This is a genomic window from Rhizobium sp. P44RR-XXIV (assembly GCF_001999485.2).
Classification (GTDB): domain Bacteria; phylum Pseudomonadota; class Alphaproteobacteria; order Rhizobiales; family Rhizobiaceae; genus Rhizobium.
Genome location: NZ_MPVZ02000027.1, coordinates 852,871 through 876,102, shown reverse-complemented (window position 1 = coordinate 876,102; position 23,232 = coordinate 852,871). Strand labels below are relative to the sequence as shown.

Sequence of the window (23,232 nt, the reverse complement as noted above, 5' to 3'; positions counted from 1 at the left end):
AGCAGCCTTCCGCGCGGAGGTACGAAAATGGTGGCCTCGAGTGGATTCAAACAGTCCGCAAACGCGGTGCATGGTCACCTTGGCGGCAATCAAACGTACCACGGATCTATCACAACAACGCCAGTGCCCTCGAAGTCTCGGAGATTGCGAGTAACAACAATCAGACCGTGAACGAGTGCGGTCGCGGCAATGAGAGCGTCTGCTTCATTCCGTCGATCCGGGACATACAGGTGCGCGCAACATGTTGCGATCGCATCATCGACTGATAAAATTCGGCCGGCGAATTCCAGCCGGACGTAATTTTCCAACCATGAACAGATACGGGCGCCCTGCGCAATATTGCGGCGCTGTATACTGAGCATTCCTCGCTCCAACTCCAGGATTGTACTTGCCGAAAGGCATATATCTTCTACATCCTGTGCGCTTGCCCACGCAACCACATTTGCGTCGGCTTTGCCGTCTCCGACCTTCCTCAGCTCGGATAAAACATTCGTGTCCAGCAGATATTTCAAGACAAATCTACTCCGCAAGGTACGGCCTTAACGCGAGGTGGGTCGAAGTCAATATCGGATAGACCGGGTATGGAAAGCGCATCAATAAGATTGGGCCGCTTGCCTGTCAGGCGCTCGAATTCATTGTAAGTCATTAATACGTGAGATGGCTTTCCCCGATCTGTGATGATCACCGGACCGTTTTGGGCGGCCTTCTTTGCACTGCTAACGTCGTGATTAAACTCACGACTGGAAAGGATTGTCGTCGTCTAAAATATCTCCATGTAGAGAGGCACCCGCATATAATATTCTTGGTGTGAAAGACAAGATCAAACGCTTGTTTTTGAAGAAATTCGAAACGGCACTCTGCCATGAACGCGGCTTTGTAGCATGCCATCATCCATGAACAGGCTTCCAGATCGTAATGTCGCGCTCCCTTTCAAGCAATTCGGGCAATGCTTCGTGCCACGCCTGCCTGTAGGGTCGCTGTAGTTGCACGTTCAGCACATCGTCGTGATCCTCCCAGGTTTCATAAAGCATGAAACGGCAATCCGACGCCGGATCGGCATGCAGGACCGCTTCATGGAACATAGGCTCGGATCGCATGGCCTCGAGTACGCGTTCAAGAAGCGAAAGGAAGCGGGAGCGCTGCTGGGGGACGACATCAAACTTGATGACATAGGTGACAGACATGGGCGGCTCCTGGTCAGGCTCGCGTGAGCGGCTCGGTGAATTGATGGTCAGAGGCGATGCGGCCGCTCTCATCCAGGCACAGGAAATCTGAGCCGACAGCCTTGATGGCATCCAATTTCGGATCGACCATCACCCAATAGAACTTGATGACGCCGTGATGCCCAAGTGGCTCGCCCAACACTCGGAAGACAAATCCCTGATCGCGAACGAACTTGTTGTGTGACTCCTCAATCCGGGCTTCCAGTGCCTCATAGCCTTTGACTTCGCGGGTGGGCGTGAAATGCAGGCCATCCTGTACCCATAACCTTTCGATGCCGTTGCGGCGCTTCAGTTGATCCGGCTCATTCCAGACGGCGACATACCGGTTCGCCAGTTCATCAAGATCGGTCGTCATATCGCTTTCCCTTCTCCGAAATTGCTTAGCCAGCCGACAATGGGACAATGCCGAGCATCAAGTCAGCTACCTGAAAGGTAGTTTTCTGGAGGACCTTTGGGCTCTATTCTCTCTATTGTATTCGGGAGGTATGATCGCCTGCCCCGATCGCTGAAAGGTCAGATGGAGATGCTGCAAACGACCGTGAGCTTCGGTAAGCACCTTAGCGAATGGCGCCGCCGGCGAAGGCTTTCTCAACTCGATCTGGCATTGCGGGTAAATGTGTCCGTGCGCCATCTCGGATTCGTGGAATTGGGCCGCGCTGCGCCAAGCCGTGGATTGCTGCTACGCCTGGCAGAGGAGTTGGACATTCCGTTGCGCGAACAAAATGTCTGGCTGGTCGCGGCAGGCTTCGCTCCTGTCTTTCGCGAGACACCGCTTCGCGACGCTTCATTCCAGCCTTTGCTGTCCGCCATCGAGCGCACCATCGAGGCGCACAAGCCGTTTCCCGCATTTGCGATCGATCGGCAGTGGAATGTGGTGGCATCGAATGCCGCCCTTCAGGAATTGTACGAGGGGGTAAATGCCGAGCTGCTGGAACCGCCCGTCAACGTTATGCGTCTATCGCTCCGTCCCGATGGTCTTGCACCACGAATCCTCAATCTCGACGCATGGGCGGATCATCTTCTCACAAGGCTGCGACGCGAGGTCGAACTGACGGCCGACCCTAGACTGTACGACCTGCTGAAAGAGGCCGAGACGCTGCAAAAGCCATCAAGGAGACAGGTGCATCCAGACCTCGCATCCGCGCTTGCGATCCCGCTGCGCATTCAAACCAGGCTTGGCCCTTTGTCATTCTTCAGCACGGTCACCGTCTTTGGCACGCCGGTGGATGTGACAGTCTCGGAAATCGCGCTTGAAATGCTCTATCCCGCCGACCGTGAGACCGATGTGGCTGTCAGAGCTGCATCAAGATGCTGAATTCCATACGCAGTTCACCCCATTTTCCATTTCACGGCAGCCGCAAAATTCGAGATAGTCAGGTATTTCATAGATTTATATCCGCCGAACAGAGTTAGCACCAAGCGGAAAACGGTTCAAATCATGACGAAATTTCACATCCAGAGTGAAGGCAGTGATTGTGGACCTGAAAAGATGAGAAACAACAATCCGTTGGTGCAGAGCCCCTCGACCTGAATTTCGTCAGTATTGGACATCGGTTTTGCTCGCAGGGAAGGACTGATTTCAGCCAAATGTGAACATACTCTGCGTGCTTGCCAATGTCTGTTCCCGACCTCATTGCGATCGTGCGGCTACCGTCGGTGATCGCCTACGATCTGTCGTTGCCCATCTTCCGATGACCCGGCCAAAACCGCAAGATTGGTCGAGCAGGCTATGGCCGGTAGTGAATAGATGATGTCGCCACGGAGCAATGGACGATGAAGACAGCGTTTCAAAACTATCATGCCCGGATGAAGCGAGTGCTAGACCATATCGACCGGCATCTTGACAGTAATCTGGACCTTGAAACGGTGAGCCGGGTCGCAGCCTTTTCGAAATTTCATTTCCACCGGCAGTTTACGGCGGTCCTCGGATTGTCCGTGCATCGCTATGTCCAGCTCGCCCGCTTGAAACGCGCAGCGCACCAGCTCGCCTCGAAGGACGTGCCAAGCGTCACGGACATAGCCATGGATGCCGGTTACGATGCCCCGGATGCCTTTGCCCGCGCCTTTCGGCAACGGTTCGGGCAATCGCCCTCGTCGTTCCGCAAGTCTCCCGATTGGGGGGCGTGGCTTTCGGCCTTCGGGCCTTTGGACAACGCAAGGAGCAAGATCATGCAAATAATTTTCGACTGCGAGGATGTGACCATCCGCGATGTGCCCCCGACGCCGGTGGCGATGATAGAGCATAGAGGCGACCGTGCTTCGATCCCCGCTACCAGGCAACGCTTCCTGGCTTGGTCAAAGGCGCACGGCTTGGCGCCTGAGACAGGCCGCCCCAGTTTCATGGTTTTCCGGTCAGAAAGGGAGCCCGCGAACCCGGCCGATTACAGCATGGACCTCTGTGTCGGAACCGACCAGGCAATTGCGGCGAACGACGAGGGGGTGAAGGCTGACGTCATTCCCGGCGGACGCTACGCAGTGCTGCGCTATCCCGGCAATACAAACAATCTCGAACCCGCTGCACTCTATCTCTATCGCGAATGGCTTCCGACCAGCGGCGAAGAAGCCCGCGACTTCCCACTGTTTTGCAAGCGTTGGCTATCCCCTGTCCCCGAAGCGTCGGCACATGAAGTTGTCGCGGATCTATTTCTGCCACTGAAATAGCTATCTGCTGCGCTCCTCTGCTCCAGTTACAGGAAGCGGAGGAGCCGCCAGCCAGGTCATTTTGGAGATTCCCAGATCAGTCACGTAATGGCGGCGTTGGGGCCGAAAGGGAGCGACTGCCTCGCGTGTCGGCGAGAGTGATAGCAAGCCGAATGCATTCTCGTTGGCGCCCTGACCATTTGGACCAAACGCCAATACGCCGACATCGGTAAGCTGAACTCAAGCTATCCCTACCAAGCCCGGCGAAGCGCGCAAACGGGCAATGTCGCGCGCCGGCGGTTCTCCGAAGTGACGGCGATATTCACGAGTGAACTGCGAAGGGCTTTCGTACCCCACGCGGAAGGCGGCAGTCGTGACGTCGATGTCCTCGACCAGCATCAGGCTACGTGCGTCCTGAAGCCTTAGCTGCTTCTGGAATTGCAGCGGCGTCATCGCCGTCACGGCGCGAAAATGCTCGTGCAAGCTCGACGGGCTCATGCCAACCTCCGCGGCAAGTCGCTCGATGCTCAACCGTTCCCGGAAGTTCTGCCCGATCCACGCGATGGCGCGGCCACGAGGCTAAGATCTGCCTGATGCTTGCTAGCGCACCGCACAGGAGTGGCTCCCAGTAAATGTAGAAAAATTGGAGTTCTTTACCCAACTAACATATCACTCCTTAGCAGCAGCGGTGTGACCGCGACCTTGCCAGCACCCCCTTGTCCTGCCGACCAGATAGAGTGCTTTTCGATCCCGTACGACGGTGCTTATGATGGTCGGCTCGGCGATATTGCTTCGGCAAATATTATGAAATGCCCGCAACTGTATGCGGTTTCAGCGAGCCTGTACCTGGTCGACGCAACTTGTCGAGAAGAAGATAAATGACCGGCGTCGTATATAAGGTCAGCAACTGGCTCACCAAAAGGCCGCCAACGATGGCGTAGCCCAGCGGCTGGCGCAGCTCTGAGCCCGAGCCGTGACCGATCGCCAGCGGCAACCCTCCCAGAAGGGCGGCCATCGTGGTCATCAAGATTGGACGAAAACGCATGTGCGCTGCCCTGATGATCGCAGCTTCGCTGCTCAACCCCTCCTCTTTCTCCGCCTGAACCGCGAAGTCGACGAGCATGATCCCGTTCTTCTTGACGATGCCGATGAGCAGGATGACACCGATCATCGCGACAAGCCCGAAATCAAGGCCCGCAAATTGTAGCGCCAGAAGTGCACCAAGTGCTGCGGACGGCAGTGTTGACAGGATTGTCAACGGGTGAATGAGGCTTTCGTAGAGGACGCCGAGGATAATGTAGACCACAACAAGCGATGCAAGGATCAGCAGTGGCACCGTCGCCAGCGAATCCTGAAAGGCCTTGGCGCTGCCCGAGAAGCTGGCCTGCAGCGAAGCGGGAGGATGCAAGGCGGCCACGGCATTCTCGATCGCGCCCGTTGCCTGACCAAGCGCAATGGACGTCGCAAGATTGAAGGAGATGGTGACCGCCGGCGATTGACCTTGATGCGAGATCGAAACAGGCGAGACGCCATTGGTTGACCACTTGGCGACGACGGAAAGCGGTACCAGTGTTCCATTGCTTGCCCTCACCGAGAGGCGGTCAAGCGTTGCGATATCACGCTGCAGGTTTGGCAGTACCTCCAGAATGACATGGAATGTATCAGCCTGTGTCGAATAGGAAGCGACCTGGCGCTGGCCGAATGCGTCATAAAGCGTTTCATCGATCGCAGCGGGCAAGACCCCATATAGTGTGGCAGCGGCACGGTCGATCCGGATGGAGAGGCTGGGCGCCTCGGCTTGCTGATCGCTGCCGACATCGCGCAGTTCGGGTAGAGCCTGTAGCCGGTTTGTGATTTTCGAGGACCAGCTGGCAAGTTCGGCGATATCGCCATCCTGGAGCGTATATTGATACTGCGTTTTAGCCGGCCGCGCTCCGATGTTGATATCCTGGGCCGACTGCATGAACAGCTTGATACCCTGTTGTGTGTTCAAGGCGTCGCTGAGCCGCTGGATGACCTGCTGAGCGCTGACATTACGCTGCGAGAGCGGTTTCAGCGTGATATTGACATGCCCCTGATTGAGGGCGTTGCCACCATTGCCGCCGCCGATATCCATGAAGACACTATAGACCGCAGGATCCCGAAGGATGATGGCGCTGACGCGCTCCTGCAGCTTTGCCATTTCGGTGAAGGAGATATCTGGCGACGCCTGGGACAATCCCGCAATAAAGCCGGTGTCCTGTTCCGGAAAGAACCCCTTTGGTGTGATCGTAAATAAATAACCGGTCAGTGCGATGGTACCCAGGAAAACCAAAAGCGTTAGATAGCGATGGCGAATGACGGGGATGAGACTGCGACCATAGAGAGATAGAAGCCACTCGAAAAACGCTTCCCCGGCTCGATAGAAGCGGCCGCGGTCTTGTGCGGGCGTGGCGCGTATGAAATGTGAGGCCAACATCGGCGTCAGTGTCAGCGACACGAACGCCGAGATCGCAATCGCGATCGTCAAGGTGACGGCGAACTCGCGAAAGAGCCGCCCGACGATACCGCCCATCAGGAGGATTGGGATCAGAACTGCAATCAGGGAAAGGCTGATGGAGATGATGGTAAAGCCGATCTCGCCGGCGCCTTTTCTCGCCGCTTCGCTGGGCCGCATTCCTTCTTCGATATGACGGGTGATGTTTTCCAGCATGACAATCGCATCGTCGACGACAAATCCGACCGCAACGACGAGAGCCATGAGCGACAAATTGTCGAGGCTGAAGCCGAGCACCCACATGGGAGCAAGTGAACCGACCAAGGCAATCGGCAGCGTGAGCACCGGGATGATGGTCGCGCGAATGCTGCGCAGAAACAGGAAGATCACCAAAACCACAAGGCCGATGGTCAGCACCAGAGTGAACTGCACATCATCGACAGAAGCTCTGATTGTCGTCGTGCGATCAGTTACGAGTTCGAGCTTGATCGACCGCGGCAAGGACGCCTGCAATGCTGGCAGCTGCGACTTCACGGCATCGACAACCGCGATGACATTGGCGCCTGGCTGGCGGAAGACATCGAGCGCGATACCGCGCTCTCCATTCGTCCAGTGCGCCATTTTAGCATCTTCCGCACCGTCGACCGCCTGACCGATGTCGCGAATGCGAACCGGTCCACCATTGCGATAGGCGATGACGGCGTCGTTCCACTCGGCACTGGTTGTGATCTGGTCATTGGTATAGATCGGAAAGGTTCGCGTCGGATCGTCGATATTGCCTTTGGGCGCGCTCAAGCTGAGATTGCCGATTGCCGATCGTACGTCTTCGAGCGTGACGTCGGCCTGGGCCAACCGCCCGGGATCGACTGCTACGCGGATTGCGGGCTTTTGCTTTCCGCCGATATTGACGTAGGCCACACCGGAAACCTGACCGATCTTGGTCGCCACGTTGCGCTCGATATATTCATCGAGCTGCGGCAGGGTCAGGCTATCCGAGGTTGCCGATAGCTGCATGACAGGAGTATCGGCCGGATTGACTTTCCTCACGGTTGGCAAAGACGGCATGTCCTTCGGCAACTGGCCGGATGCTTCGCTGATCGCGGTTTGCACATCGCTCGCCGCGGTCTGGATATCCTCATCCAAATCAAACTGGACAGTTATTGATGCCGTTCCCAGCGAGCTGGTAGAGGTCATCTCTGTGACGCCGCTGACCCGCGACAGGGCCTCCTCAATCGGCTGAGCGACGCTTGATGCCATGGTATCCGGGGATGCGCCGGGCAAGCTCGCAGCGATCTGGACTGTCGGAAAGTCGATTTGCGGCAGTGCCGATACCGGCATGAATGGATAGCAGATCGCACCGACAAGGAAGATGCCGAGCATGATCAGACCTGTTGCGACAGGATGATCGATAAAAAAGTCAAAGAAACTTGATTTGTCCGACTGCTCGCGATCATGTTCGGGAGCAGTCTTCATTGGGAAACCTCTCCGGAAAGCTCACCCGTCGGGGCGCCGCTCCAGGGTGTGACCGAGACTTTCATCCCGTCGCCGATCCGCGATTGTCCGTCCATGACGACCTCGTCGCCATCATTAATGCCATCGCTCACTAGTGCCATCGCATCGGTCACGAAGGCTGTTTTGACACTTCTCTTGGCTACTTTTCCATCAGCCTGGACGACGTAGGCATAAAGACCGTCACGCCCACGGGCGAGCGCCTTGTCCGGCACCACGACACCCTTGCGGATCTCAACGGTCAGTCGCGTTGCCACTGGCAAGCCAGGCCAGAGAATGCCGTTCTTATTATCAAAGGTGGCCCGCAGATGGATGGAGCCATTGGATGCATCGACGGCATTATCCATGATGGTCAACCTGCCCGCAGTCAAATTGCGTGTTCCGTCAGTCGTTGATAGCTCCACCTCGGCGATCCCGCTTTGCAAGGCGTCGCGGATTTCGCCAAACCTGTCACCCGGAGCGACGAAGGAAACACCTATCGGGTCCATCTGGGTGATGGTTACGATACCGTTCGTCGAGTTCGCGCTAACGACACTGCCGACATCGACTTGCTTAAAGCCGGTCTGGCCAGTGAATGGGGCCACAACGGTCGCAAAGCCGAGTTGTGTTTCCGCATTCTGGATCATCGCATCGTCATATTGGACGGCTGCGGCATATTGTTGGCTGGAAGCGTTCTTCTGTTCCAGCACTGATGTCGAAGCGACGCCTTTCTCCGCGAGTGTGGCATATCGTTCGGCATCCGCCTTGGCGCTTTGCAGTTGCGCTTCGTCCTGTGCCTTCTTCGCCCTGGCAGACGCTAGATTTGACAGGAGTTCACGATCGTCGAGCCTCAACAGGACGCTGCCCTTCTCGATGATCTGCCCTTCGGTGAAGGGTATCTCTATGACTTGACCATCGATACGCGGGCGGGCAGTGACCGATTGCAGTGGCGCTACAGTGCCAATTCCGTTGATAACGCGATGGATCGTCGCGCTCGTTGCTTTGACAGCTGTGACGGGTATTGCTGCTGTTTCCTGATCTGTGGCCGCAACACCATGACCGACAATCGACAGGAACGAAAATGTCACCAGAACCGGTAACCGTTGCTTAAATTGGCGCCGCGTTGATCCTAACGTCATGAGATGACTCCAAGTGATGCCGCGCAGGAACGCAGTGGCGTGACGTTAGTTCAATGCTTTGGTGAAAATATTTCAGTAAAGCTGAGTGTCGTTTCAGATATCAGTGGCAACACAGTCTTCAAGCCAATGGGCGTATTGAGTCGATGGCTCTGAAAGTGGCAAACTCGCTTTTCCGTAAACGTGGAATTGATCGTGTCGGTATAGCTAATGACGCAGGATGAGTTTTACGCGCATTTTTCGTCGAACGAGGCGCTTGAGGCTGACGCCTTTTCACCTGCAAGGCGACCGTTGGCGCTTGTGAAGGGATTGGAACCAGCAGCCGCGCTATGGATCGGATAACGCCCTGCCATAGAACTAACGGGGCGCTCAGATTTCGTAGGATACCCGAATGTCGGGCATTTCCTTCGGAAAATCCTTCGTGTTTCGAGTAACCAATAACATCGAGTGAACATTGGCTGTTGCCCAGAGGATCGCGTCGGGAAGTTTGATACGATGTAGCTGCCGCAGAGATACTGCAGATTCGGCTATGTGATCATCGACAGTAATGACCGTAAATCCTGCCGGAAAAGAGCGTGTTCCGATTGCCACCGCGGGCTTGGCGCCGACGAGAACCTCCATCCAGGTGATATTGCTAATCGCCTCTTCCTGATACCCCGTCAGCTCTTGTCGCTCCTGCGGTACGGCATTGAATGGTCGATCAAGATGTTTGTATCGAAAAGGACTTTTACCATTCGTTACGAATATCCTCCTGATACGCCAAACCATCGACCTTTCGCCCACCCCGGAGCCCAAACGCCTCTACTTCGCTAGCGCTGCTGTTGCGAGCTAGAAAATCATCAATTGCCTTGCGGATCAGCGCTGCTCTCGAGACTTTTTCTCGTTGCGCCAACCGATCCAGCGCCTTGACCTCTGCGTCACCGATGTCCACCAAGGTTCTCATGGAAAATCTCCGATATCGGATATCGGCATTATGTATCAAACACTGTGCTCGTTTTCCACGCCCATGGCGGTTCTCTATCTCAATGGGAATCTGAACTTCGCATCCCCCACTTCATTAAACCACCAGCTTTCCCCCGATGAACAAATGGCTTGATCTTGAAAGGGTCAGAACCATCGGTCCGACGTGACCGTTGATGGCCAAACCGCATTCCTATGAAACTTACGTCCATCAAAACCGCGCAAATAGGAGCCAGATAGCCGCCCCTGCAAGTCTCCGCGTGTCGTCTATGGCGGCACCAATTTTTTGCCGCCGCGACTTGGGTGCTGACGGATTACCGCCCGTCGCCCCCTAACCGCTCGTACCGGCGCAAAAGATTAGAGGCATGGATGTATTGGATTATTTCTCGGCCGCTTAAGCAGAAGGCTTTCACCAAAGCGTATAACCCCCATCGACGACGAAGATAGATCCGGTGACAAAGGATGATGCGTCACTTGCCAGCAGCAAGGCAATCGGCGCGATCTCATCGGCCGTCGCATAACGTTGCATGGGAACTTCGTCGCGCCAGTAGTGTCGATAGTTTTCATATTCGTCGCTGGCGATCTCCGTCTTGACGTAGCCCGGGGCAATGCCGTTGACGCGGATTCCGGATTGCGCCCACTCCGCGGCGAGCGATCTCGTAAGGTGGTGCACCGCTGCCTTGGCGATCCCATAGGGAGAGTGCCATTGCGGCCGGTTGACGATAAGGCCCGAGATCGATCCGATGTTTACGATCGAACCACGGCCGTTCGCCACCATGTGGCGCCCGACGATCTGGCTTGCCTTCCAGACACCGCCAAGATTGATCGCAAACAAGCGTTCCCATTCGTCATCGGGCAGCGTCAGCGCATTAGCGTGGAAGCCGATCCCGGCATTGTTGACGAGGACGTCGATCGGCCCAAGCGTGCGGCTGACGGTCTCGACCATCGCCTCCAGATCGTCGCGGTTCGCCACATCAGCCTTGACGCTGATTGCCTCGACGCCGAGCTTGCGCAGCTCTTCGATTGCAATCGCACTCTGCGCCTCGTCGCGGGCGGCTATCGCTACCGCAGATCCTGCTTCTGCGAGCCCCTGCGCGATCGCTCTTCCGATGCCGCGATTGCCGCCGGTCACAATCGAAACCTTCCCCTTCATCGAGAACCGATCCAGTATCGACATGCATTCTCTCCCTACTGCGTCACAGGCTTGGATTTTAATGTGTGGTGAAAACGGCGGACTTCACGTCATCGGGCTTGAGCGCGCCCGTCATGACCGCGACGACATCGCTCATCGAGGTCGTTTTCGGCGTCACGATCGTGGCGCGGCGGCCAAGGCGGTGAATATGGATGCGGTCGGCGATCTCGAAGACGTTCGGCATGCTATGACTGATCAGCACGACCGACAGTCCCTGGTCGCGGACCTTCAGGATCAGGTCCAGCACCTGCTTCGTCTCCCTGACGCCGAGGGCGGCGGTGGGCTCGTCCAGAATGATGACTTTTTTGCCCCAGGCCGCAGCACGCGCAACAGCGACAGCCTGCCGCTGGCCGCCGGAGAGCGTCTCGACCTTTTGCCGTATCGACTGCACGCGTATGCCGAGGTTCTTCATATGCTCGGCCGCCTGTCTGCGCATGCCGGCCTTGTCGAGCTGCCCGAACAGATTGCCGAGTATTCCCTGCTTTCGCTGTTCGCGCCCCAGAAAGAGGTTCTGCGCGATGTCCAGTTCGGTCGCGACGGCAAGCTCCTGGTAGACGGTCTCGATGCCGGCGAGCCTCGCATCGAGAGGACTGCGAAACCGCACGGTGTGACCGTCGATGAAGACCTCGCCGCTATCGGGGCTAACCGCACCGGTCAACGCCTTGATGAGGCTCGACTTGCCGGCACCATTGTCGCCAACGACGGCCAATATTTCGCCCTGTGCAAGCTCGAAGTCGGCACCGTCCAAGGCCACGACATGTCCGTAACGCTTGTTCAAACCCGTTGCCTGGAGCACCAGATGCGGTGTTGAAGGAGCCGAACTCATGACTGCTTCCTCCTGCTGAAATATTGATCGGCTCCAACGGCCACCACCACGAGGATGCCTGTCGCGATTTGCTGATACAGAGAGTCGATGCCGACTTGCGTCAGTCCGTTTTTCAGGACCGTAACGATGAGGGCGCCCACAAAGGTCCCGGCCACGCCGCCGCGACCTCCGAACAGGCTCGTGCCGCCAATCACCACCGCCGTAATCGTATCCAGATTGGCGGTCTGGTAACCACTGGGATCGGCGATGGGCGTGCGGCCAAGCGCCTGCCAGGCCGCCAGGAAGTAGAACAGGCCGGCCAGCGCATAGACGCTGAACGTGACGCGACCGACGTGGATACCATTCAATCTTGCCGCACTTGGCGAATTGCCGATCGCATAGACACGAACGCCCCAGGGCGTTTGGGTCAATAGATAGCTGAGGAACAGCGTGAGAGCGATCCAGAGCATGCTGCCATAGGTGAAGGTCACAAGCCCGCTTGTCGGGCCAGTTCCCAGGATCGTCAGAAAATCAGACGAAATCGGATAGCTCTGCGACTTGGTATAGAGGCGCGCGAAGGCCGCGAGCACAGCCAAGGTGCCGAGGGTGACGATAAAGGGCGGCAAGCGAAACCGGGTGATCACGACGCCGTTGATCGATGCGGCGACCAGGCAGACAATAAAGCCAAGCAGCATAGCCGGCATATCGCCATGCGACGCGAAGCTTCCAATCATCACGGTGCCGAGCACGAGGATTGCACCGCAGGCGAGATCGATGCCGGCGACCAGTACAATCAGCGTCTGGCCAAGCGCGAGCGTTCCAACGACGACGGACTGCTGAAACAACAGAGAGAGATTTCCGACCGTGAAAAAGGTCGATGTCGTCAACGAGAAGATCAGCGTGATCACGATCAGGGCGAGGAGCGGGCCGGACATCGGCTGCGCCATCAGCTCGCCGAAGAGCGTGGCGATCCGGCCTTTACGGTGGACAGCCTCGCTGTCCACCGCGATCTCACCGTTCAAGGGACGGTTAGACGTCATTTCATTCCCCCCAGCAGTTCTCGAGACCCCATTTGGAGTCCTTTGAGTCAATGCCCGGAACCGGCTGATCCGTGATCAGGATCGTGCCGGTGTTGGTGAAACCACTTGGCTTCTCGCCGCCATTGACGGCTTTCACAACGGCGTCGACCGCCATCTCACCCATCCTTGAGGGGAACTGCATCACGGTTGCGCCGATTGTGCCATCGGCCACGCTGTGCACGCCCGAGCAGCTGCCATCGATGGATGTCACGACAATCTTCTGCTTCGTCTTCTTGATCGCAAGGAAGGCGCCCTGGGCCGCCGGCTCATTGATCGTATAGAGGACATTGATGTCCGGATGCGCAGACAACAGGTTCTCCATGGATGCCTGACCCGTCTCGACATTGCCCATCGTCAGGGCTGTGCCGGCGATCTCGGGCGAACTGTCGGAAAGGCCATAGCCTTTCAGGAAGCCATCGTGGCGCGCTTTCGCAGTCTTGTCGGAAAGGTCATAGTCCAACATCGCAACACGCGCGGGTGTTGCGCCGAGCGTTGCCTTTGCCCATTGGCCAATCAGCGTGCCGGCGGCAAGGTTGTCGGTCTCGAAAGAGGCATCAGCCGCGGTTGCCGGGTCCAACGAGGTGTTTGTCGTGACAACAACGATACCGGCGGCGCGCGCCTTCTTGACGATCGGAACGAGCGCGAATGCATTGGCAGGATCGAGAACGATGCCCTTCGCACCGCGATTGATCATGTTTTCGACCGCGGCAATCTGCGTCGCAGAGTCGCCCGCTACGGTCGCCTCGGCGGTCATGACGTCGAGCCCGTGCTTCTTGGCCTGCTCGACCCCCGCCTTCTGCAGCTTGCCAAAGAACGGGTTTGCAAGCTGCAGTTCCACGATGCCTATCAGGAATTTGCTGTCAGCCGCGTGGGCAACTCCGCCGCCCATCGATACCATCAGGCCAAGCGAAGCGAGCACGCTGATCGAATGACGCAATTTGCTCCGGGTGTCCAACAGCCCCGTGGCCGCAAATGACATAGAAAATTTCATGACTCCCCTCCCTTTTAAAATGGGCGCCTATCGCCCAGCCTCCACACATCGGTACCAGTCCGATGAGTCTCCTCAAGCGTTTCAGGCGCCATTACGAGCACCCGCCTCCACGCTTGATGGATCTTATATATGGATATATATAAAAGGCAACATAGATAGAGATAATATTTTACATAATGTGGAAATCGACAACGGAGATCGGATTCGATTGAAATAGGGTATCGGCAGAGCGCCCAATCACCCGCGGTCGGCCTTTCTGAGGCTGGGATCTTTGCGCGGAACATTGGAGCACAAACTGGAAGATATAGATAGTTTTATACAAAAGATATCCTCAAACCACCGATTATGCTTTAAACTTGAGTGGCGATTCTCTATGGCGAGAGGATGGGAGATAGCGATTCATGAGAAAGCAAGACGCTCCAATCGACGTGACGACGCTCGCAAATTCCGCGGACATTCTTTCGCTGATTGCCAGCGGAGCAGCCACCTCACGCGGAGCCCTGCTTGAGGCGTCCGGCCTGTCTCGTGTGACAGTCACCCAAAGGGTCAATGCCCTGTTGGCTTGCGGCCTGATCCGGGAAACCGAGGAAACACTGAAAAGCGGTGGTCGCCCGACCAGAGTGCTGGCAGTCTCCGAATATGCCGGCACCATACTCGTCGCCAATATTGGCGAGACACACATCCATCTTGCCGTGATGGATATTCAGCCGGCGATCATCGCGCAGAAGACAATCCCGCTGTCGTCACCGGATAGTCCGAGCAAGACGCTCGATCAGATCAAGGCCGCTTTCACCGAACTTTTGACCAACGGATCGGCCGCCAAGAGATTGCTGTTCGGCGTCAGCCTCAGCCTGCCGACCCCGGTCGACTACAAGCGTGGGTGCGTGGTCGGGCCATCTGTCCTGCCTGGTTGGGACGAGTTCGACATCAAGTCCCATATGGGCCAGTTCTATGATGCGCCGATCTACGTGGAAAACGACGTGAACCTCATGACGATCTACGAACACCGCCACAATTTCCGGCATGTGGACGACATGTTCTTCATCAAGGCGGGCACAGGTATCGGCAGCGGCATCGTCACCGGCGGGCGGATTTTCCGGGGAGCGCAGGGTGCCGCAGGCGACATCGGGCATATTCAGTTTTCCTCGGACGACCCGCCACTATGTCGCTGCGGAAAGCTTGGATGCGTCGAGGCGCGCGCCGGCGGCTGGGCAATTGCCAGGGATCTGTCCGAGCGCGGGATTTCGGCCGAGAACGCGCGGGATGTCGTGACACTTGTAGAGAAGAACAAGCCTGAAGCGATCATGCTTGTCCGGCGCGCGGGCCAGACAATCGGAGAGGTCGCTTCCGATGTCGTGAGCCTCCTGAACCCAAGCCTAATCGTTGTCGGAGGCACGCTTGCAAGGACAGGCGAGTTTCTCTTGTCCGGTGTTCGGGAACTCGTCTATCAGCGCTGCTTGCCGCTTGCGACTCGAGACCTTCAGATTGTGCTTGCCGACCCGCATCCAGACAGCGCCCTCTTCGGCGCAGCGCACCTCTTGCTCGAAGATGTCTTCAGCAAGACCAAGGTCGATGCGCTCATCGAGCGCTTCGTCCAGAAGACGGAAACAGCCCGCGTGGCATAGCCAGGCGGGCCGCTTTTGGCGTTTTTGGCGCGGAGCTATCGAGCTGCCGTCCAGCCCTTGTAATCGGCGATGTTGTCAGCCGTAATCAGCTTTGGATCCAGCAGAACCTTGGTTTCCGCAGGCTTCTTGCCCTCGAATATATCCAGGGCCAGTCCAAAGGACTGCCCGGCCATCGTGTAAGGATCCTGCGATGCAGTCGCCTTGATCTGCGTGTCGCCGCTCTTGATCAGTTTTTCAGTATCCGGAGCGCCGTCGACGGAAGCGATGATGAACTCCTTGCGGTTCAACTGCTTGGCCGCCAGGTCGCCCCCGATCGATGCCGGATCGTTGGTTCCGAACACACCATCGATATGATCCTGCGCCGTCAGGATGCTCTGCATCACCTGCAATCCGCCATCGCGGCTGCCGGTGGTGTTCTGATCAGCGACGATCTTCATGTCCGGATGCTTAGCGAGAACGCTCTTGCATCCCGTAAGACGATCGACGACCGCGGAAACCTGAACGCCATTGAGAATGACGATATTGCCCTTGCCGCCAAGCTTGTCGGCCAGATATCCGCAGGCTTCTTCGCCGGCTTTGACATTGTTCGTGGCGACGCTGACGTCGGCGTTGCTTGCGGTCGTATCAAATGCGCCGACGATGATGCCGGCGTCCTTTGCCTTCTGGATTGCCGGCACACTCGCTTTTGGATCGACCGGGACGATCATCATGATATCGACGCCGGCGCCAATGAAGCTGTCGATCTGCGAGAGCTGCTTGTTGAGGTCGTAATCAGCGGAAACCGCGGTGATCTTGACGTCGGGGTTTGCCTTTTTCGCCGCTGCCTTGATGCCCTCGACAGCCGCGACGTAGAACGGATTTCCGAGGCTGCCGACAGAGATGCCGATGCTCTTCAGCGGCTTGGCATCCTCAGCGAATGCTGTGGTTGCCAGCAGCGCGAAGACGCCGACCGACAAGCGCAATGTGGATTTCAGGTTCATTGTTCACTCCTCTTGAATGGGCGATTGCCCGAATAGATCCGCCCCAAACCCTTCAGGTGCGGACGCCTCCCTTGGCGCGATACCGGTCGAGTGCGACCGCACCGATGATGACCAAGCCCTTGATGATGTACTGCCAGATGTCGGATACCCCGACGAGGATGAGGCCGTTGGACAGGACGGCGATGATCAGCGATCCGACGAGCGTGCCCCAGACCGATCCGACGCCGCCGACGAAGCTCGTGCCGCCGAGAATAACCGCGGCGATGGCATCGAGCTCATAGGCCTGGCCAAGCTGCAGTCCGTTCGCAGCGTAAAGACGGGCAGCGGACATGGCGCCGCCCAGGCCTGCGAGCAGGCCGGATGCCCCATAGACGAAAAGCAGGACTTTCCAGAGCTTGATGCCCGTCAGGCGCGCCGCCTCCGGGTTTCCCCCGACGGCGTAGATCCATGTGCCAAGCACCGTGCGTGTCAGGATCACCCAGGAAATTAGGATCACGATAAAGGCAATGACAACCAGCCATGGGATGCCGAAAATGCCGCTATTGCCGATGAAGGCGAAGGGGAGATCGGCGTTAAAGACGGTCGTGTCGCCGCCAACCAGACGCGCCACGCCCCGGAACGCCGTCAATGTCCCCAATGTCACGATGAAGGGGGGCAACTTGACGGCGGAGATCAGTATGCCGTTGAACAGCCCGCACGCCAGACCCGCGGCGAGAGCTGCCAATATCCCAAGCATGCCCATGTCCGGGATCAGGCTGACGATCAGTGCGAACATCGCAGACATGGCAAGGATCGAGCCGACGGACAGGTCGATCCCACCTGTCAAAATGACGAAGGTCATACCGGCCGCAAGCACCGTATTGATCGAAGCCTGCTGCATGACGATCGACAGGTTGTTGACCGACAGAAAGCGCCCGGTGAGCAGATGAAAGCCCACGGCCAGAATGATCAGGATCGGCAACATGCCCAGGGCCTGGAGCGCCGAGCGGACGTTGAGGTTCTTTTTGGATGGCGCGTGTGCCGGCTGGCTCGTTGCGGGATCCGTCATTTTCTTATCCTCCATAGCAGATCCTCACGCGGGCACCGCTGGTGCGGTCCCGGTTGAAAACGCCATGATTTCCTGTTGGCTGATGGTGCCGTCCGACGCAGGCAGAACCTCGCCGCTGATGCGACCCTGGTTCATCACGAGGACTCGGTCGCAGACGCCGATGATTTCCGGAAGTTCGCTGGAAATCATGAGAATTGCGACATCCCGCTTCGCGAGCGCGTCGATCAGGCGGTAAATTTCCGACTTGGCGCCGATATCCACGCCTCGCGTCGGTTCGTCGAGAATGATCACCTTCGGGTTGGCTTCGATCAGGCGGGCAAGCAGAACCTTCTGCTGATTTCCGCCGGAGAGGGAGCCGACCGCAACCTGGTCATTGGGGGCTCTGATGCCGAATTCGGAGAAGGCTTTGCTCGACCGCTGCGCTGCGATCCGAAAATTCAGAAATCCAAGACGATCCGCGTCGCGCGCGATGACTGAAACGTTGACATTCTCGCGGATCGTCATGTCGAGGAAGAGGCCGAGACCCTTTCGGTCTTCCGTCAGATAGGCGATCCCGGCGGCAATTCCGTCGCTGGGGCTTTCGATCTTTTTGGTATCGCCGTCGACGGTGATCACGCCGCTCGTTGCGGTATCCGCGCCGAAGATCAGCCTTGCAAGCTCGGTGCGGCCGGATCCAACGAGACCGGACAAGCCGACCACTTCGCCGGCACGGACGTCGAGGGAACAATCATGGACCTTGCGCCCATCCGACAGGCTCCTGACCGACAGGACCACCCGCGCGTCCGACTTATCGGCCGCATGTGACTTCTTATAGAAGGTCGAGACGTCGCGCCCGACCATCATCGACACCAGGGTTTCAGGCGACAGATCCGCCCGTTCGAGTGTTCCCACCTGCCTGGAGTCACGCAAGACTGTCACCCTGTCAGCGAGCGCGTAGATCTCTTCCATCCGGTGGCTGATGTAGATGATGGCGATCCCCTGGCTCTTCAGATCGCGAATGACCTTGAACAGCCGGTCGGTCTCGCGGCTGGTCAGCGACGTTGTCGGTTCGTCCATCACAAGGATCCGCGGATTGAAGGACAGCGCCCTTGCAATCTCGACCATCTGACGCTCGCCGATCGACAGGTTGGCAACGACGGTATCGGGAGAAAAGTCCAGGCCGAGCTGCCCGAGCACCGAAACGCATTTCGCCTTCTGCTCGCCGCCTCGAACAAACCCCAGGCGCGATCGCTCCGCACCCAGATAGATGTTTTGCGCAATCGTCAGGTTTGGAGCGAGGGAAAGCTCCTGATATATGACGGCAATCCCGGCGGCCTTGGACGCATGCGGATTGCCCGGCGCAACCGCTTGACCGGCGACCATCACGCTTCCACCCTGATCGGGCACATAGGCGCCGGACAGGATCTTCATGAGCGTGGACTTTCCCGCGCCGTTCTCGCCCATCAACGCATGCACTTCACCGGCCCTGACCGTCAGCGAAACATCATTCAACGCCTTCATCGCGCCGAAGGTCTTCGAGATCTTACGCATTTCGAGAACCGGTCCGTCGCCGGCTTTTGCTTCATTGGCCATTGTGCTTCCTCCGATCCGACATAGCTCCACGGCCCTCATTGAACCTGGGAAGTCGCGATGGAATGGTGCTCGGCCGCCGGCATCTCGCTGAGGATATGCATCGAGGCGCGCGCTCGGACTGACTGGCTCATTTCGCGGTAGAGCTGGTAGAGCGTTTCATAGATCGCAACGTTGTTTTCATCCGGAACGAAATGAGCGTAGCTCTTCGCTCCGAACCGGATGGCGCCCTCCTCATAGGAAGACACCACGCCACCGGCGACGGCGCCGTGGATCGCCGCGCCGACCGCCGTTGGATTGGCGATTTCCGGAACATCGATCGGCCTGTTCATCACATCGGACATGATCTGGACCAGCAGCGGATTGTTCTGCGCCAGGCCGCTCGTCATCAGCATGCGGTTGACTGCGATTTTTCCGGCTTCGAAAAGATCTACGATCGAGCGGGCGCCGAAGCAAAGCGACTCCATCAGAGCCCGATAGATGCCGACCGCCGTCGTATCCATGGAAAGGCCCATGATAATTCCGCTCAGCCGTGAATCGGCCAGGGGAACGCGGTTGCCGTTCCACCAGTCGAGCGCCACAAGGCGGTTTTCCCCAGGCAGCAGCGCTGCGGCCTCGGTGTTGTAAAGACGGAAGCTCTCGTCAATCGTGGCTGCTCGCGGAAAATTCTTGACGAACCAGGCCAGCATGTCGCCAAAGCTTGCCTGGCCGGACTCGTAGCACCACAGATCACGCATCGACCCGTTATACGCCACGCCCTCGATGCCGCTTGGCAGTGGATGGAAGCCTTCGCTGAGCAAGAGATAGGCGGCCGATGTTCCGAGTGCGCCGACCAGGCATCCGTCGTCGACCGCACCAACCGCCGGTAGAACGACATGGGAGTCGATGACCGAGACGGCGATGGCGGCCTTGCCCTTGATCCCGGTCCTCAGACGCCAATCGTCGGTGAGATAGCCGGCACATGTTCCAACAGGATGGGGAAGGCTCAGCCGATCCTCAAGCCCGTCAAGAACGTCCTTCGGATATCCGTCAGCTTCGGAGTATTGGGCCTTGTAGGCTGCAAAGCCCAGACTTCTGCTCTCGACGCCGCTGAGCTGCCAGACCAGCCAATCGCCAGACTCAATGAAGCGATCCGTGGCATCCCAGGTCCCCGGTGCTTCCTTGGCTATCTGGACGGCCTTCGCCAGCAACCACTCGCCCGAGACCTTGCCGCCGAAATTCTTCAGGTAGCTTCCGCCGTGCGCGTTGATGTCGTCAGCGTATTTTTGCGCCGCTCCGTGTTTCCAGAGCTTGACATAGGCATGCGGATCTTCGGCAAACAGCTGCGAAAGCGGGGTGCCATTCGCCGTTGTCGGCATCGGAGAACTGGCGGTGAAGCCAAGGCCGATGCCTTCGATCTCCCGGCCGTCGCCCAACTGCGACAAGATCTCGGTCGCCGCTTCGATATAGTCGGCGGCGTTCTGCAAAGCCCAGCCCCGAGGAAGCGGGCTCCCCCCCGGCAAAGCCTGCGTCATGATGCCATGACGATAGGCATGCGTATGGCTGGCTATCTGCTGGCCGCTGGCCGTGTTGATCAGAACACGCGCGCGGATTCAGAGCCATAGTCGAGGCCGATGATGAATGTCTCAGCCATGCCGAACAACCACCTGACGCACGGCATCGACAACGCTGTCGACGTTGATCTTGAAATGCTCGAACAGGACTTCCGGAGCAGCCGATTCGCCAAAGGTGTCGATGCCGACGCATACGCCGTCGAGCCCGACATACTTGCGCCAGTAATCCGTCACGCCGGCTTCGACGGAAACGCGCGGCACACCTGCCGGCAAGACGTCTTCGCGATAGGACTTGGTCTGCCGGTCGAACAGATAGGTCGACGGCAGCGAGACGACGCGGGTGTGAATACCCTGCTCTTCCAGCCGTGCCTGCGCGCTCACCGCCAGGTCCACCTCGGAGCCGGTTGCGATGATGATCGCGTCCAGCTTGGCTTTTTCTCGAACAAGTACATAGCCGCCTAAGCTTATCTCCGCGATCTGCTCCGGCGTGCGCGATTGCGGCTTCAGGTTCTGCCGGGAGAGTGCCAGAACCGTCGGCGTCTTGCCATGCTCAAGGGCTGCCTGCCATGCCACGGCGGTTTCCACGGCATCGCACGGACGCCAGACGTCCAAGTTCGGCATCAGGCGAAGCGTGGCTATCTGCTCCACCGGCTGATGCGTCGGGCCGTCCTGACCAAGGGCGATGGAATCATGGGTCAGAACATAGATCGAGCCCAGCTTCATGAGTGCGGCCATCCGCATGGCGTTGCGGGCATATTCAGAGAACATGACGTAGGTGCCACCGAAGGGCCGAACGCCGCCATGCGCCAGCATGCCGTTCATGATGGCGGCCATCCCGAACTCACGGACGCCATAATAGACATAGTTGCCGCCGTCATCCCGCGTCACCGGTTTTGAACCTTTCCACATCGTCAGGTTCGAACTCGCAAGGTCGGCGGACCCGCCGACAAGTTCCGGAAGATCGGTAACCAGCGCCTGGATGGTATTGAGGCTCGCCTTGCGGGTCGCGATGGTTTCAGGCTGCGATGCGGCCGCGGCAGCCACCGCTTTTGCAAGCTCTCCAAAATTATCCGGAAGCTCACCGTTCATGCGGCGGATGAAATCGGCGGCCTCTTTCGGATAGGCGACCTTGTAGGCTTCGAGCCTGCGCTCCCAATCGGCCTCCTGAACTGCACCGCTTTCGACGGCGCTCCAGGCGTCATAGACATTTTGCGGCACTTCGAATGGAGCATGAGGCCAACCGATCGCCTTGCGCGTCCGTTCGATTTCCTCCGCGCCAAGCGGATTGCCATGGCTGTCATGGCTGCCCGCCTTCGTCGGCGCACCCTTGCCGATGACCGTCTTGCAGCAGATGATCGTCGGCCGGTCCGATTGGGCCTTCGCCGCAGCAATGGCTGCGTCAACAGCGGCGACGTCATGGCCGTTGATATTGGCAATGACGTTCCAGCCGTAGGCTTCGAAGCGCTTCGGCGTATCGTCGGAAAACCAACCTTCGACATGGCCGTCGATCGAAATGCCGTTGTCATCGTAGAAGACGATCAGCTTTCCCAGACCAAGCGTTCCAGCAAGCGAGCATGCCTCGTGCGAGATGCCTTCCATCAGGCAGCCGTCGCCGACAAAGGCGTAGGTATGGTGATCGACGATATCGTAACCCGGCCGATTGAATTCCGATGCCAGGATTTTTTCGGCGATCGCCATGCCAACGGCATTGGCAATCCCCTGCCCCAAAGGCCCGGTTGTCGTTTCGACGCCCGGTGTATAGCCACGCTCGGGATGGCCAGGCGTCTTGCTGTGCAGCGAGCGAAAATCCTTCAGATCGTCAATCGACAGATCGTAACCCGTCAGGTGGAGAAGGCTGTAGATCAGCATCGATCCATGACCATTGCTCAGCACGAAGCGATCGCGATCGAACCAGTTCGGGTTCCTGGGGTTATGGCGGAGGTGACCGCTCCAGAGAGCAACGGCAATCTCGGCCATTCCCATCGGCATGCCGGGATGGCCGGAATTGGCCTTTTGGACCGCATCCATGGACAGCGCTCTGATGGCATTGGCCATTGCGCGAGTATTGGCGGACGAAGCGATATTTCGAGGCATGTCAGATCCCATCAATTCCCGGGAGGACCACGCCGCGCGCCAGCACGCAACCTCCTCCGCGCCGGACTTAAAATCTATATTGTCCCAAAGTCAACATAGATTTGGATATTTTTATCCATAACATGCGCAAGCGAGAGCGCAATCAACCATTCATCTATTAAAAGTGCATAACTTATGGATAACTCAGCCGGCGCGCTTATCCTGCTAATAAAGCAACACCGCTATCGATATAAGCATAGTATCAAGCGGCGCCTGACTGCTGCTCGCCCGATCTTGTTTACCTGCACACGCATTCATCCCACTTATCCACGGCAACCCGCCGAAGGAGGCTGATCGGACGGGATCACAATAGTACCCTCTCGACATAAGTGGC

19 protein-coding genes and 2 pseudogenes are annotated in these 23,232 nt (G+C 57.8%); 3 read left to right on the top strand and 18 right to left on the bottom strand.

Annotation, left to right across the window (positions count from 1 at the left end; translation table 11 throughout):
• Positions 1–89 precede the first annotated feature (89 nt).
• The 4 genes from BSK43_RS16335 to BSK43_RS16320 all read right to left on the bottom strand — a co-directional run bounded on the left by BSK43_RS16335 (position 90) and on the right by BSK43_RS16320 (position 1,578).
• Positions 90–512: a type II toxin-antitoxin system VapC family toxin gene (locus BSK43_RS16335; protein WP_077472398.1), complete on the bottom strand. Its 423-nt coding sequence runs from the start codon at positions 510–512 to the stop codon at positions 90–92.
• Entirely contained in the window at positions 509–751 is a 243-nt protein-coding gene (locus BSK43_RS16330; RefSeq protein WP_077472399.1) for a type II toxin-antitoxin system Phd/YefM family antitoxin, read from the bottom strand. Before BSK43_RS16330 ends, BSK43_RS16335 begins: the two co-directional genes overlap by 4 nt.
• A gap of 136 nt (positions 752–887) precedes the next feature.
• Positions 888–1,184, bottom strand: coding sequence for a putative quinol monooxygenase (locus tag BSK43_RS16325; RefSeq protein WP_077472400.1), 297 nt, complete (start codon positions 1,182–1,184; stop codon positions 888–890).
• A 13-nt stretch (positions 1,185–1,197) separates the two neighbouring features.
• Positions 1,198–1,578, bottom strand: coding sequence for a hypothetical protein (locus tag BSK43_RS16320; RefSeq protein ID WP_077472401.1), 381 nt, complete (start codon positions 1,576–1,578; stop codon positions 1,198–1,200).
• Between the two features lie 162 nt (positions 1,579–1,740).
• Between BSK43_RS16320 and BSK43_RS16315 the strand changes: the two genes are divergently transcribed.
• Complete coding sequence (locus BSK43_RS16315; protein WP_136687013.1) at positions 1,741–2,538, top strand: helix-turn-helix transcriptional regulator; 798 nt, start codon at positions 1,741–1,743, stop codon at positions 2,536–2,538.
• Between the two features lie 458 nt (positions 2,539–2,996).
• Positions 2,997–3,884, top strand: a complete 888-nt coding sequence (locus tag BSK43_RS16310; RefSeq protein WP_077472402.1) for an AraC family transcriptional regulator — start codon at positions 2,997–2,999, stop codon at positions 3,882–3,884.
• A 219-nt stretch (positions 3,885–4,103) separates the two neighbouring features.
• Here BSK43_RS16310 and BSK43_RS16305 read toward each other — a convergent pair.
• The 9 genes and pseudogenes from BSK43_RS16305 to BSK43_RS16265 form a co-directional block, all read right to left on the bottom strand.
• Positions 4,104–4,436 (bottom strand): annotated as a pseudogene (locus tag BSK43_RS16305) (AraC family transcriptional regulator); the annotation flags it as partial.
• A gap of 229 nt (positions 4,437–4,665) precedes the next feature.
• Entirely contained in the window at positions 4,666–7,812 is a 3,147-nt protein-coding gene (locus tag BSK43_RS16300; RefSeq protein WP_077472403.1) for an efflux RND transporter permease subunit, read from the bottom strand.
• Positions 7,809–8,966: an efflux RND transporter periplasmic adaptor subunit gene (locus BSK43_RS16295; RefSeq protein ID WP_077472404.1), complete on the bottom strand. Its 1,158-nt coding sequence runs from the start codon at positions 8,964–8,966 to the stop codon at positions 7,809–7,811. The genes BSK43_RS16300 and BSK43_RS16295 overlap by 4 nt, the downstream gene beginning before the upstream one ends.
• 366 nt (positions 8,967–9,332) lie before the next feature.
• A pseudogene (locus BSK43_RS16290) lies at positions 9,333–9,697 on the bottom strand (type II toxin-antitoxin system VapC family toxin).
• Positions 9,691–9,906, bottom strand: a complete 216-nt coding sequence (locus BSK43_RS16285; protein ID WP_077472405.1) for a CopG family transcriptional regulator — start codon at positions 9,904–9,906, stop codon at positions 9,691–9,693. The pseudogene BSK43_RS16290 and the gene BSK43_RS16285 overlap by 7 nt, the downstream one beginning before the upstream one ends.
• 426 nt (positions 9,907–10,332) lie before the next feature.
• Complete coding sequence (locus tag BSK43_RS16280) at positions 10,333–11,100, bottom strand: SDR family oxidoreductase (RefSeq protein ID WP_077472406.1); 768 nt, start codon at positions 11,098–11,100, stop codon at positions 10,333–10,335.
• Positions 11,101–11,134: 34 nt separating this feature from the next.
• Positions 11,135–11,941, bottom strand: coding sequence for an ATP-binding cassette domain-containing protein (locus BSK43_RS16275; protein ID WP_077472407.1), 807 nt, complete (start codon positions 11,939–11,941; stop codon positions 11,135–11,137).
• Positions 11,938–12,960: an ABC transporter permease gene (locus BSK43_RS16270; RefSeq protein WP_077472408.1), complete on the bottom strand. Its 1,023-nt coding sequence runs from the start codon at positions 12,958–12,960 to the stop codon at positions 11,938–11,940. Before BSK43_RS16270 ends, BSK43_RS16275 begins: the two co-directional genes overlap by 4 nt.
• A 1-nt stretch (position 12,961) precedes the next feature.
• Positions 12,962–13,990 carry a substrate-binding domain-containing protein gene (locus BSK43_RS16265; protein ID WP_077472409.1) on the bottom strand — a complete coding sequence of 343 codons (1,029 nt, stop codon included), beginning with the start codon at positions 13,988–13,990 and terminating at the stop codon, positions 12,962–12,964.
• Positions 13,991–14,391: 401 nt separating this feature from the next.
• Between BSK43_RS16265 and BSK43_RS16260 the strand changes: the two genes are divergently transcribed.
• Positions 14,392–15,615 (top strand): ROK family protein, encoded by a 1,224-nt coding sequence (locus tag BSK43_RS16260; RefSeq protein ID WP_077472410.1) that lies wholly within the window; start codon positions 14,392–14,394, stop codon positions 15,613–15,615.
• A 35-nt stretch (positions 15,616–15,650) separates the two neighbouring features.
• On the opposite strand, the gene BSK43_RS16255 is transcribed toward BSK43_RS16260, so the two are convergent.
• From BSK43_RS16255 to tkt, 5 genes are all read right to left on the bottom strand, one after another.
• Complete coding sequence (locus BSK43_RS16255; RefSeq protein ID WP_136687011.1) at positions 15,651–16,595, bottom strand: ABC transporter substrate-binding protein; 945 nt, start codon at positions 16,593–16,595, stop codon at positions 15,651–15,653.
• A gap of 52 nt (positions 16,596–16,647) precedes the next feature.
• On the bottom strand, positions 16,648–17,643 hold the full coding sequence (locus BSK43_RS16250; protein WP_077472411.1) for a hypothetical protein: 996 nt from the start codon (positions 17,641–17,643) through the stop codon (positions 16,648–16,650).
• A gap of 24 nt (positions 17,644–17,667) precedes the next feature.
• Positions 17,668–19,215 carry a sugar ABC transporter ATP-binding protein gene (locus BSK43_RS16245; protein WP_077472412.1) on the bottom strand — a complete coding sequence of 516 codons (1,548 nt, stop codon included), beginning with the start codon at positions 19,213–19,215 and terminating at the stop codon, positions 17,668–17,670.
• A gap of 35 nt (positions 19,216–19,250) precedes the next feature.
• Positions 19,251–20,678, bottom strand: coding sequence for an FGGY-family carbohydrate kinase (locus tag BSK43_RS16240; RefSeq protein WP_246662597.1), 1,428 nt, complete (start codon positions 20,676–20,678; stop codon positions 19,251–19,253).
• Between the two features lie 159 nt (positions 20,679–20,837).
• Positions 20,838–22,847: a transketolase gene (gene tkt / locus BSK43_RS16235; protein WP_348641757.1), complete on the bottom strand. Its 2,010-nt coding sequence runs from the start codon at positions 22,845–22,847 to the stop codon at positions 20,838–20,840.
• Positions 22,848–23,232: the final 385 nt, after the last annotated feature.